This window comes from Spongiibacter sp., from assembly GCF_984394615.1.
The window spans coordinates 1-12,514 of sequence record NZ_CFHTQA010000023.1 but is presented as its reverse complement, the minus strand read 5'-3'; the positions used below and the strand labels follow the sequence as shown (position 1 = coordinate 12,514).

Annotated in this window: 11 protein-coding genes; 4 read left to right on the top strand and 7 right to left on the bottom strand. The window is 59.8% G+C overall.

Annotation, left to right across the window (positions count from 1 at the left end; all coding sequences use genetic code 11):
- Nucleotides 1-4: 4 nt before the first annotated feature.
- Nucleotides 5-2,305: a penicillin-binding protein 1B gene (mrcB, locus tag AC5DB9_RS10015; protein ID WP_051151241.1), complete on the bottom strand. Its 2,301-nt coding sequence runs from the start codon at nt 2,303-2,305 to the stop codon at nt 5-7.
- Nucleotides 2,306-2,383: 78 nt separating this feature from the next.
- Between mrcB and AC5DB9_RS10010 the strand changes: the two genes are divergently transcribed.
- Nucleotides 2,384-3,385: an adenosine kinase gene (locus AC5DB9_RS10010; protein WP_272992056.1), complete on the top strand. Its 1,002-nt coding sequence runs from the start codon at nt 2,384-2,386 to the stop codon at nt 3,383-3,385.
- A gap of 18 nt (nt 3,386-3,403) precedes the next feature.
- Here AC5DB9_RS10010 and soxR read toward each other — a convergent pair whose 3' ends face one another.
- A complete protein-coding gene (gene soxR / locus AC5DB9_RS10005; RefSeq protein WP_022957936.1) occupies nt 3,404-3,865 on the bottom strand; it encodes a redox-sensitive transcriptional activator SoxR in 462 nt (153 codons plus the stop codon).
- A 205-nt stretch (nt 3,866-4,070) separates the two neighbouring features.
- Here soxR and AC5DB9_RS10000 point away from each other — a divergent pair, with 205 nt between their 5' ends.
- The 3 genes from AC5DB9_RS10000 to AC5DB9_RS09990 are packed head-to-tail and all read left to right on the top strand — an operon-like array spanning nt 4,071 to nt 9,692.
- On the top strand, nt 4,071-5,198 hold the full coding sequence (locus AC5DB9_RS10000) for an efflux RND transporter periplasmic adaptor subunit (protein WP_272992055.1): 1,128 nt from the start codon (nt 4,071-4,073) through the stop codon (nt 5,196-5,198).
- Nucleotides 5,199-5,200: 2 nt separating this feature from the next.
- Nucleotides 5,201-8,278, top strand: coding sequence for an efflux RND transporter permease subunit (locus tag AC5DB9_RS09995; protein WP_272992053.1), 3,078 nt, complete (start codon nt 5,201-5,203; stop codon nt 8,276-8,278).
- Complete coding sequence (locus tag AC5DB9_RS09990; protein ID WP_272992052.1) at nt 8,271-9,692, top strand: efflux transporter outer membrane subunit; 1,422 nt, start codon at nt 8,271-8,273, stop codon at nt 9,690-9,692. The genes AC5DB9_RS09995 and AC5DB9_RS09990 overlap by 8 nt, the downstream gene beginning before the upstream one ends.
- Nucleotides 9,693-9,703: 11 nt before the next feature.
- Here AC5DB9_RS09990 and AC5DB9_RS09985 read toward each other — a convergent pair whose 3' ends face one another.
- The 5 genes from AC5DB9_RS09985 to AC5DB9_RS09965 form a co-directional block, all read right to left on the bottom strand.
- Nucleotides 9,704-10,423, bottom strand: a complete 720-nt coding sequence (locus AC5DB9_RS09985) for a glutamine amidotransferase (protein WP_272992051.1) — start codon at nt 10,421-10,423, stop codon at nt 9,704-9,706.
- Nucleotides 10,424-10,639: 216 nt separating this feature from the next.
- A complete protein-coding gene (locus tag AC5DB9_RS09980) occupies nt 10,640-11,131 on the bottom strand; it encodes a hypothetical protein (protein ID WP_272992049.1) in 492 nt (163 codons plus the stop codon).
- An 80-nt stretch (nt 11,132-11,211) separates the two neighbouring features.
- Nucleotides 11,212-11,535, bottom strand: a complete 324-nt coding sequence (locus AC5DB9_RS09975) for a hypothetical protein (protein ID WP_272992047.1) — start codon at nt 11,533-11,535, stop codon at nt 11,212-11,214.
- A gap of 95 nt (nt 11,536-11,630) precedes the next feature.
- A complete protein-coding gene (locus AC5DB9_RS09970; RefSeq protein WP_272992045.1) occupies nt 11,631-12,278 on the bottom strand; it encodes a hypothetical protein in 648 nt (215 codons plus the stop codon).
- A 38-nt stretch (nt 12,279-12,316) separates the two neighbouring features.
- A partial coding sequence (locus AC5DB9_RS09965) for a hypothetical protein (RefSeq protein WP_483151577.1) occupies nt 12,317-12,514 on the bottom strand: 198 nt, incomplete at its 5' end.

Sequence of the window (12,514 nt, the reverse complement as noted above, 5' to 3'; positions counted from 1 at the left end):
TCGTTTAATCGAAGAGCTGTTTTATCCAGTTAAACATCTTCTCGCCATCGGGTGCGCAACCGCCGCGATCACGTGGTTCGCTGCCCTTGATAAAGGGCATATAGCGCGCCCCGTCACACCAGGATTGACTGAGTCTGCCGCTCTCGCTGTCCACCCACACATACTCGATATTGGACTGGCGCATAAACGGCATCTGTTCCGTGCTGGCCTCGGCCATAAACTGACGCCAAACCCGCAGTGCACCGCTGGCCCCGGTCAGGCCGGTTGAGGCATTGTTATCCAGCCCCATCCACACCACGGCAAGATAATCCCCGGCGAAGCCTGCGAACCAACTGTCGCGAGTGTCGTTACTGGTGCCGGTTTTTCCCGCCACCCGATAGTCTTTGGGCAGCACATTGTAGGCCGTCTTGCCGGTCCCCTCGCGCATGGTTTCCAGCATGGCGTACTGCAAGAGATGCACCGGCGCCGAATCGATCACCTGCCGGGGCTTTTGCGGGTAGCGCGCCAGCGGTTTGCCGTCGGCGTCGGAGACCGCATAGATCGTGCGCAGCGGCGTGTAACGACCATCGGCCGCAATAGTCTGATACATCCCTGCCACTTCAATCGGTGCCAGCGCCGCCGCGCCAAGCAGCATGGAGGGCACTTCCAGTAAGGGGCGGTGCACACCCAGACGCTTGAACATCTCCATAACCTTGCTCAGCCCGACATCCAGGCCAAGATTGGCCGTGGACAGGTTATAGGAATGCGACAGCGCCTCGTGCAAAGGCACGCGACCGTGAGCTTTCTTCCCATAGTTCTGCGGTTTCCAAAGGCTGCCATCCGCATTCGGTACGCTCAGCGGCTCATCCCGCAGCGGGGTCATCAGCGTGTAGCGGTTGGGCTCGTTGAGCGCCGTGAGGTACACCGCCGGTTTAGCCAGCGAACCAATCGGGCGAAGGGCATCCAGCGCACGGTTAAAACCCGCATAGCGCGGTTGGCGTCCGCCGATAACTGCCACCACATCACCGCTGTTCACAGCGGTGACCACCATTGCCACCTGCAGATCCTTTTGGCGGGATTCGAGCTGCTTCAGAGCTTTGCTGGTAGCCGCCTCGGCGCGCCGCTGCAGGGTGGGATCAAAAGGCGTAAAAATCCGCAGCCCCTTCTTCTGTAAATCCTGTCTGGCGTAATCGCGGCTTAACTGGCGACGCACTAGGTCGACGTAGGCGGGATACACCCCCGCCAGCGCCGAGCTTTTCGACAGGCCCAGCGGCTCTTTTTTCCACAGGGTCAACTGCTCTTCCGTCAGCCAGCCTTCTTCCGCCAGCTCACCCAGCACAATATTGCGTCGCGAGATCGCCCGCTCAGGATGACGCCAGGGACTGTAATACGAGGGCCCTTTGACCAGCCCCACCAACACCGCTACCTGAGACAGGTCCAGTTCCTTAAGCGGCCGGTTAAAGTAGTGCCGGGCGGCCAGACCAAAACCGTGAATGGCGCGATTCCCCTCCTGCCCCAGATACACCTCATTGAGATAGGCCTCGAGAATCTCATCCTTGCTGTAGTGCACTTCGGTCAGCAGCGACATCGCCGCCTCTTTCATTTTGCGCCACAGGCTGCGCTCATTGGTGAGCAGCGTATTTTTAACCAACTGCTGGGTGAGTGTGCTCCCGCCCTGCACCGTGCGACCGGCCTTGATATTGACCAGCATGGCGCGGGCGATACTGCGCGGCGAGATTCCCCAGTGTTCATAGAAACCGCGATCCTCGACCTGCAACAGCGTTTCCACCAGCATTTCCGGCGCATCTTCCAGAGACAGCATAAGCCGGTCTTCGTGACGATCCGGGTACACCCCCCCAATCACCGTCGGGTCGAGCTGCTCCTCGGCGATCCGCTCACCCAGCTCGTTGCGCACCACGCCAACAGTGGTTGCCCCCATCGTCACCGTGACCTTGCGCGCATCGCGGCGACCATCAGCAAAATCGAAAGGCCGCAGATAGATCGTAAAGGTATCGCCTTCGCGGCGATAACTGCCCGGCTCGCTGACCATACGCAGGCGACGGTAGCCGAGGTTGCGCAGCTCTTCTTCCAGTTCATAGGCCGTGAGCACCGCGCCCGAGGCCAGCACCAGCGGTCGCGCATAGACCTTGGCGGGTTGATCGTAGCGGTCAGAGGCGAAGGCATCGCGTACCTGCGCATCGCAGTAGGCGAAGAAAATGAGTAAGGGGACCAGACCGGCAATCGTCAACTTGAGCAGTAAGCCCCGCCAACTCCGTGGACGAAGTGCGCGGAGACGGGTACGAAGCGATGTTTTTTTCTTGGGCATAAAAGCTCTCGTTGAATTGCAAATCCGGTCTGGGCACGGATAATAGCCGCACTTTACGGCAAGTTATTGGCAAATAAGATGAAAAAGTATCACGTTTACGGCATCGGCGCGGCGCTGGTGGACACCGAGATTCAGGTCCAGGACAGCGAACTGCAAACCATGGGCGTCGAGAAAGGCTTGATGACCCTGGTCGATGAAGCCCGCCAACAGGAGCTGTTGGACCAGCTCGAAGGCCATCTGGTTCACTCCAAACAGGCCAGCGGCGGCTCCGGCTGCAACTCGGTAGTGGCCGCCGCCTACTTTGGCGCCAAAGGCTTCTACTCCTGCAAGGTTGCCAATGACGAATTCGGAGAAGTTTTCCTGAACGATATCCGCGCGGCAGGTGTGGACGCCAACTTCGACGACGACCGCGATCACGGCCAAACCGGCAAGTGTCTGGTACTGATCAGCCCCGACGCCGAACGCAGCATGAATACCCACCTGGGTATCAGCGCCGAGCTGTCGGTAAAAGAATTGAACGAGGCAGCACTGGCCGATTCGGCCTACTACTACATGGAAGGTTATCTGGTCACCTCCGACACCGGCCGCGCCGCTGCCATTCGTGGCCGTGAAGTGGCGGAACAGAACGGCGTAAAAACCGCGCTGAGCTTTTCCGACCCCGGCATGGTGGAGTTTTTCCGCGAGGGTATGGCCGAGATGCTGGGCAACGGTGTCGACCTGTTGTTCTGCAATGAAGACGAAGCCAAAGGCTGGGCACAGACCGATTCCATCGACGATGCCGTGGAAGCCCTGAAAGCCGTTGCCAAAACGTTCGCCGTTACCCTCGGTGCCAAGGGCGCGCTGGTGTTTGACGGTGAAACGCTGCACAACATTGCGCCTTATCGGGTCGATGCCGTCGACACCAATGGCGCGGGCGATATGTTCGCCGGTGCCTTCCTCTACGCCATCAGCCACGGCCACGACTTTGCCACGGCAGGCAAACTCGCCAGCCGCGCCTCAGCCGAAGTTGTTTCGCAATACGGCCCACGCCTTCCAGGTGCAGCCCACTCGGCTCTGCGCGACGAAATCCTCAGCGCCTGAACCGCCGGGTAAACACGGCTATTGAGGGTCAAAGGCCCTCGCCCCCGGACCATATTCCGCTGCGCGATCTTCCGGGTTGCGCAGCGGACAGTCCGACACCGACAGACAACCGCAACCGATACACACCGTCAGCTTGTCCTTCAGCGCCGTCATTTTCTCGATGCGCGCTTCCAGCTCTTCCCGCCAGATCGACGACAAACGATTCCAGTCTGCCGCACTGGGTGGCGCGTCCTGCGGCAGGGTTTCCATGTGTTCGCGAATTTCTGACAGCGACAAGCCCAGACTTTGCGCCACCTTAATCACCGCGAGCTGCCGCAGAATATGCCGCGGATAACGCCGTTGATTACCCGCGTTACGACGACTGCGTATCAGGCCTTTGGTCTCATAAAAATGCAGGGTCGACACCGGAATACCGCTTCGCTGCGATATCTGCCCCACGCTGAGCATTTGCATAGCCACTTTGGGCGGACTTTTTTCCATTTTTTATTTATAGCCCATCTATTGACCTAAACCAAGATTGAGGTTTTAAGCTGCCCACTATCGACTCACCTACCGCCCCTTCGCAACCCTGTCGGTAGCGTCACTCTGGCTCCCGGGGGTTGATAACACACCGTTCCCGAACGCGACTTCACAGCAAGCCGCTCCGGTGCTTACGGCCTGAAAATACCGATAGCTGGAAACCACGATGAGCACACCACATTCCGAACAGGCAACAACCAAGAATTCGCGAACGCTGACCGTCACGCTGCTGAGCTTCTGCATTGCCGTCGCCGTATTCCTCTTGCTGCTGGGCTGGAAGCAGTGGCGCCAGGGCGGTGCCGCCGCCCAGCCCTATCCGCCGACCGCCGTCGCCGCGATGCGAGTCACCCCGACCGATATCCCCAACTCACTGCATGCCGTGGGCTCACTGCGCGCCGTTCGCGAGGTCGTGCTCGCCCCGGAAGTGGCGGGCCGGGTGGTCAGCATCGGGTTTGACGCAGGCGAAACCGTGGCGGCAGAACAGCAACTGCTGCAACTCTACGATGCGCCCGAGCAGGCCGACCGCGCCGCCGCACTCGCCCGCGTGAAGCTCGCCGATGCGCAACTCAAACGGGCAGCGCGGCTGGTCAACAGCGGCGCCGAATCCCGCGAAATTCTCGACCAGCGTACCGCTGAGCGCGACCAGGCGCTGGCAGCGGTCAAGCAGTTGGACGCCCGCATTGCGCAGAAGCAGATTCGCGCGCCCTTTGCCGGTCAGCTCGGCATCCGTCAGGTCGATCTCGGCCAATACCTCAATCCCGGCGAGACCATTGCCACACTGACGGACACCTCCCAACTATATGTGGACTTCACCGTACCTCAGCAGGAACTGCGCTGGGTGCAACAGGGTGGCAAGGTTCAGGTCGTCAGCGATGCCTGGCCCGATAACAGCTATACCGCCACGGTCACCACGGTCGAGCCGCGCATCAGTGCCGACACCCGCAACATTCAGATTCGCGCCCAACTGGACAATCCCGGCGAGCACCTTCGCCCCGGCATGTTCGTCAACGCCAGCCTGAGCCTGCCCGAGCAGAAGGAGCAGCTCGTCGTGCCCTCTACCGCCATTCAAACCACGGCATTTGGCTCGAATGTGTTGCTGGTTCGCGGCGCCGAACCCGAAAAAGCGGGACAGGCAGAATACGTGCAGGTGCAAATCAGCCGACGCCTGAAAGATCAGGTCGTGATCAGCAGCGGGCTGAAAGTGGGCGATATCGTGGTGACCGAAGGCCAACTGAAAGTCCCACCGGGAGCCCCCGTCACCGTCACTAAACTCCGCGCGGCTGAGGAGTCATAAGCATGGCGTTCACCGATCTGTTTATCCGCCGCCCCATCCTGTCGATTGTGGTCAGCCTTCTGCTGCTGCTCGTCGGTGGCAGCGCCATGTACTCGCTGCCCATTCGGGAATACCCGGCCATGGAAAGCGCGACCATCGTAATTACCACCGGTTACCCCGGCGCCACTCAGGACGTCATGCAGGGCTTTGTCACCACACCCATTGCGCAGGCGGTATCCACCGCCAGCGGCATTGAATACCTGACCTCAACGTCGACTCAGGGCAACAGCGAAATCAAGGCCAAGCTGGTGCTGAATGCCGACTCCGACCGCTCGATGACGGAAATTCTCGCCAAGGTCCAGCAGGTCAGTTACCGCCTGCCCGAAGGCACCCTCGACCCGGTGATCAACAAGATTACCGACGGCGCCTCGGCGGTGCAGTATCTGGCCTTCGTCTCAGAAGAGCTGCCGATTCCCATCATCACCGACTTCGCCACGCGCGTGGCGCAGCCCCTGGTCACCTCGATTCCCGGTGTGGCCTCGGTCGACTTTGGCGGCGCACAGACCCTCGCCATGCGTATCTGGGTTGATCCCAACCGCCTCGCGGCGCGGGGCATGTCCGCAGGCGAGGTCGCCGCCGCTCTGCGCGCCAACAATATTCAGGCTGCACCGGGACAACTGAAAGACAGCGAGACCGTTATCAATATTACTGCAGGCACCGACGCCAGCAGCATTGAGGAATTTCGTCAGCTAGTCATCAAGCAAAGCGACAGTGGTCTGGTACGCCTCGGCGATGTCGCCACCATTGAGCTTGGCGGGCAGAACTATGACTCCACGTTTGCCAGCAGCGGTCGCCGGGCGATCTCCATGGCAATCTCGCCCACCCCGGACGGCAACCCGCTGGAGATCGTCAAAGCCGTAAAAGCCTTGATCCCCGACCTTCAGCGCTCAGCGCCACCGGGATTAGAGGTCTTCAGTAACTTCGACGTCGCCCACTTCGTCAACGCCTCTATCGACGAAGTGACTCACACGCTGATCGAAGCCGTGATCATTGTGGTACTGGTCATCTTCCTGTTTCTTGGCTCGTTCCGGGCGGTGATTATCCCCGTGGTCACCATTCCCCTGTCGCTGATCGGCACCGCGATTCTGATGCTGGCCTTCGGGTTTTCGCTGAATATGCTCACCCTGCTGGCGATGGTGCTGGCCATCGGGCTGGTAGTGGATGACGCCATTGTCGTGGTCGAAAACATTCACCGCCACATTGAAGAAGGCCTGTCGCCAGTCAAGGCCGCGCTCATCGGCGCCCGCGAAATTGTCGGCCCGGTGATCGCGATGACCATTACGCTGGCCGCCGTCTATGCCCCCATCGGTCTCACCGCAGGGCTCACCGGCGCCCTGTTCAAGGAATTCGCCTTTACGCTGGCCGGTTCCGTCTTTGTCTCGGGCATCGTCGCCCTCACCTTGTCGCCGATGATGAGCTCCTGGCTGCTCAGCGACAAAGTCCACGAAGGCCGACTCGCCAAACTGATCGAGAAGAACGTGGGGCGCCTCGAAGCCCGTTACGACAGGGTCTTGCACCACACTCTGTCTGCGCGCCCGGCCGTGTTGGCCGTGGGCGCGGTGGTGCTCGCCGGCATCGGCGTCCTGTTCACCGGCAGCCAACGCGAACTGGCCCCACAGGAAGACCACGGCTACATCTTCACCTCGGTGAAAGCACCGCAGTACGCCAACACCGACTACACCGAGCGCAACACACAGCAGATCGTGGATATCTTCAGCAGCCTGCCCGAACACCTCAACAGCTTCATGGTGAACGGTGCGGGCGGGCAGAATAATGCCTTCGGCGGTGTGGTCCTCAAGGAGTGGCAGGAACGCGAACGCAGCTCCGCCGAAATACAGGGTGAACTGAACGCCCGCGTGGCCGGATTAACCGGGGTGTTCGCGGCGATCTTTCCACCGCCGCCCCTGCCCGCAGGCAGCGGCGGTCTGCCGGTGCAGATGGTCGTGCGCTCCTCCGATGACTTCTCCGCCCTGTATCAGGCAATGGAAAAGATCAAAGGCGCAGCCTGGGGCAGTGGCCTGTTTGTTTTCGTCGACAGCGACCTCGCCTTCGACAGTGCGGAAGCACGGGTATCCATCGACCGCGCGAAAGCGGGCGAACTGGGCGTGACCATGCAAGCCATCGCCGACACGCTGGCAATTCTGGTGGGCGAAAATCTGATTAACCGCTTTAACTGGCACGACCGCTCCTACGACGTGATTACCCAGGTTCCCGCCGCCCAGCGCCTGACCCCGGACAAGCTCGGCCAGTACTACGTTAAAGCCGGTTCCGGTGAGCTGATCCCGCTGTCCACGGTCATCGACGTGAGCATTCGTCCGCAGGCCAATCGCCTGCCGCAATTCAATCAGATGAACTCGGTCACCCTGTCCGCCGTACTGGCGCCCGGCGTCACCATGGGGCAGGCCGTGACGTTTCTGCAAAATCAGCAAATCCCGCCCGGCGCGAGTATCGACTGGCTGTCAGACAGTCGGCAATACGTCAGTGAAGGCAACCGCCTGATGGTGTCGTTTGTCTTCGCGCTTATCGTCATCTTTCTGGTTCTGGCGGCGCAGTACGAATCCTTCCGCGATCCGCTGGTGATTCTGGTCACTGTCCCGCTGGCGATCTGCGGAGCACTGATTCCGCTGTATCTGGGCTTCACCACACTGAACATCTACACCCAGATCGGTCTGGTAACGCTGATCGGCCTGATCTCCAAGCACGGCATTCTGATGGTGGCGTTCGCCAACGAAATTCAGGTGCACGACCAGGTCGACCGCGCCACGGCGATTCGCAAAGCCGCAAGGGTGAGAATGCGCCCGATCTTGATGACAACAGCGGCCATGGTCGCCGGTATGATCCCGCTGCTGTTTGCCAGCGGCGCCGGATCGGCCAGCCGCTTCGCCATCGGCATTGTCGTGGTGATGGGCATGCTGATCGGCACCCTGTTCACCCTGTTCATTCTGCCCACTGTCTACAGCTTTATCGCCAAGGACCACCGCGCCGCCAGTACCTCCAGTCGCGCGCGGGAACTGGCCGAAGGAGAACTCAATCATGTCTAAGCCTATTGGCCTCGCGGTCGTAGCCACGGTCCTGCTCAGCGCCTGCGCCAGCGGGCCGGACTTCCATTCCCCTGCGGTGCCCGACACCGCGACCACGGCATTCACCACGCCGTGGCCCGCAAGCGATGCGCCGGTAAGCGCACACTGGTGGAAGCTCTACAACGACGAGGCGCTGAACACGCTGATTCAACAGGCGCTGGCCGCCAACACCGACCTTCGGGTCGCGGAGGCCAATCTGCTGGAGGCCAGCGCCCGCTTCCGCGAATCACGCAGCCAGTATGTGCCGTCGACCACCGCCAATGCGGGCGCCAGTTATGGGCGCGATCAGCGCGTTTGGAGCGGCCCCGATCGCGCGCCGACGCAGTGGAGCTACAGCGGCGGCATGGACATCGCCTATGAGGTCGACCTTTTCGGCCGAGTGCGCCGGGATGTGCAGGCCGCCCATGCAGACCGCGACGCCATCGAGGCAGCACGCGATGCCGCCCGTCTCGCCGTTGTCGCCGAAACCACCCGCGCTTACGTTGATGCCTGCGGTCTCGGCCAGTCGCTGCATATTGCCGAGCAGGCCGTGGCGATCGCCGACAAGCAGTTGCAATTGACTCAACAACGCCAGACCGCCGGTGCAGCAACCCAACTCGATGTGGCCCGAGCGGCTGCCGATCTGGCGGCCACCACCTCGACACTCTCACCATTGAGCGCCGATCGTCAGAGTCGCCTGCTCGAACTTGCGGCCCTGCTCGCTGAAACCCCCGCCAACATTCCTGCCGCCGCGCGGGACTGCGCACAAATCCCCACGCTGCTGAGCAGCATTCCCGTGGGCGACGGGGCCGCCCTGTTGCGCCGTCGGCCGGATGTGCGCGCGGCAGAGTATCGCCTGAAGGCCGATACCGCCCGCATCGGCGTGGCGATTGCCAGCCTCTACCCTCAAATCACCCTGGGCGCGTCAGCCAGCTACTTCCGCAACGACACTCTGCCCAGCAACGAGCACTGGTCCTTCAGCATCGGGCCACTGTTGTCCTGGCACTTCCCCAACCAGTTGGCAGCGCGGGCGCAAATCCGGCAGGCCGAGGCGCGCATTGCCGCCACACTGGCGGAATTCGATGGCACGGTGCTTACCGCACTGAAAGAAGTGGAACAGGCGTTGACCCACTATCAGGCCACCCTGCAACAGCAGGCCACGCTGGCCGATGCACAGCGCTATGCCAGTACCGCCTACACACTAGCCAGACAGCGCCATGCTGCGGGCGCCGCCACCTTTATCGAGGTGCTGGATGCCCAGCGCACATTAATCGAGGCGCAGCGCTCAAGCGTGGCCGCAGCGCGGCAATTGGGGACCCAAGGCGTCGCGGTATTCCGCGCACTGGGCGGTGGCTGGGAAACTGAAGATAGCGCGCAACGCACCGCATTGCGCTGACGTCGGAGCGTTCAATCGGCGGCGTGCATCACCATGGCAACGAAACGATGTAACAGACTCGCCGCCACGGGCGTGTCCGCCACGCCATCGAGTATCGCCGACACATCACGGCCTGCCGCCGTCAGTGCATCGGCCTGCTGCTCAATGTAGGAGCGCATAATGGCGGCGGAGTACTCCGGGTGAAATTGAACACCGTAGGCGACCTCACCGAGTCGATAGGCGTGATTGGGCTCGAAGGCATTGCAAGCCAGACGCGTGGCGCCGGGAGGCAACTGCAGCACCGTCTGCGAGTGAGTAACGTGAGCAAGGAACGAGGAAGGCAAGTCACCGAAGATGACGTCGTCCTGTGCCGCAGGCAGCAACTCAATGGGCACCGTGCCAATTTCCTTGCCTTGGGGATGGTAGCCCACCTCTCCACCGGCGGCCTTTGCCAGCAACTGGTGCCCGTAGCACACGCCGAAAATCGGCGTTCCGGTCTCCAGCAATGTTCGCAACCAGACTTCCGTCGCCACACTCCACGGCAATTCGTCAGTAACCATCGAGTGCGAGCCGGTAATCACCACGCCCGCGCATTGCGCGACGGCAGGCAGGGCTTCACCATGTTCAACATCCACGCTCCGCACCGGCAGCGCATCACCCAGCGCGGCACGCGTCCAGTCATCAAAATCACCAAACTGCTCGCCGGTCGCCGGAAACGTCGTACCCACCTTGAGAATCACGATCTGCTTCATTGCTGTCCTGACACTATGCTCGCTATCACCACCCGCCCGACCGCAATGGGATGACCACCAACGCGGCGAGTCGGCGCCGTGCTGCCCTCAATGCATCAACACAGCGTATTCACGCAGGGCAGCCATAGCAAAATAAAGGAAAACGGCGGAATGTACAGGCTCAGGCATCACCAATTACGAAAATCGTTAGAATGGACAAAATACAAGCCCCCGGCGCTAGCCGATGTAGAACTGAAAACGAATGGCTGTGATGAAACCATCCTCTACGATGAAGTGGACACAGGTCTCAGCAACCCCGCAGTAACCGTAGTCACCGTCATTGGCCGCATACGGCAGTTGCGCCAATACCGACGACGACATGCCCACCGCGATACCGTTACTCAGCGGCCAGGACGACGAGGTCAATTCAATCGCGTAAACATAGATATTCGGCGCCGCTGACTCGGCGACAAAAGCACGCAGCACTATTCCATCAAGTCCCCACTCCACATAGTGGCCGGGATTTCCTCCGCCATTGATGGTGTAACTGGAGACGGTTTTTGAAGTGAGGTCGCCAAACGCAGCAAGTTGCTGCTCACTGGTGGGGAAAGAAAGGGGAAACAGCTCCCGAACCCAAGTGCTGATACGCTCCAATGTCGCCTGCTCATCCGCTGAAGCAGGAAGAGATAGTGGAATCAGTATGATCAGCGCGAGTGCGCGAGCGTTCATAAGGCATTCTTCCCATAGTAAACGCCGCCAAGGGAGAGGCCTGAGGCAAACATAGACATTCAATGCTCGCCGGAAACGCCTCAATGCTTGACGTGGTAATCCGCCGCCTCCAGCAGCAAGGCCGCCAACTTGCGAGCCTCAGCCGCAGGCAGAGTGGCGGGCATCATTTGATAGCTGCCCAGCGACGTCGTGACCAGCTCCAGCCCTACCTTGTTCTCACCACCGCCATCAATCACATGCACCTTGATCTTGCTGGCGATCATCCGGCGTTTCGCCGACACGCCGTCATAAGTCTTGATAATACGTCCGCCGAACAGCATGCCTTTCCCGCGTCGGGTGAGCATGACAAACAGCACAATGCCCAGTACGGCGAAGATAACAATTAAGGGAATAATTTCTGCCATGGGAACTCCTGATTAAAAACGGATGGCTTTCCACTCAAGCACCACTGTCGTAGCCCGAAAGCGAGCGCGATGGCGGCGACTGATAACAACGAAGCTCAGGGCTCCCTGACCCAGCCTATATTCTTGTCCTTCTCCGGATCGATCAGCGGGAAAATATCGTCTGCCGTAAACGGCTGCTCGTCCAGACCAATACCGAACAGCAAATAATTGCTGCCATCATTGATCACCTCATAGTAAAAATCACGCGGCTTACCGCCCATAGGTCTGGGCGCAGACATATCGAAGGCAAAGACCATCTCTCCTTCGTTGAAATTCTCTCGCAATGCGTCCATCGACTCAGGGTAATAGCCATATTGAAGCTTGTAGTACTCAATATGCTTAATCAACGACGTCATAGCGCTCTTGGCATGAGGCTCAAAGGCCTTCGAGAAGTTGTCATCCTTGAACATGTTGTAGGCCAAGGAACCGTACAGGACCACACTGAACAGTATCCCGCCAGCACCAATCAGGCCGAGCAGCAAGGAGTTAGACTTCTTCGCTGTCGCCGCGATAACAATACAGATAATCCCGATGAATATCCCGAGCATCGGGATAAACGAGGTCAGCGAAAAAATAAACGCCAAAACCCCGTGTTTCTTCCTTTCCTTTTCAGCCACGATCACTCCCTGTCTAGGGAAGTTGTGCAGAGCTTCCTTAGCAAATAACTGGAAATTGAAAAAATAGGCCGCTGAGAAAGCGTACATGCGCGCATTTCTTGGAGAGGGGCATCATATCTCTTGCCTCATTTCCCCATGTGGCTGATTTTCTGAGCTTCCCTGAAGACGGCGCTGGATAAACACGTATCGCTTGCAGGAATAATGAGCATAGAGGCTGGTTTTGAAAAATACCAATGGAAATTCAGCCAGCGTTGCCGTGCTGTTTCGAGTGTCCCGTCCTGACATAGGTTGTCAGGTTTCAAGGAGCCGCTTCCGTATAGGAG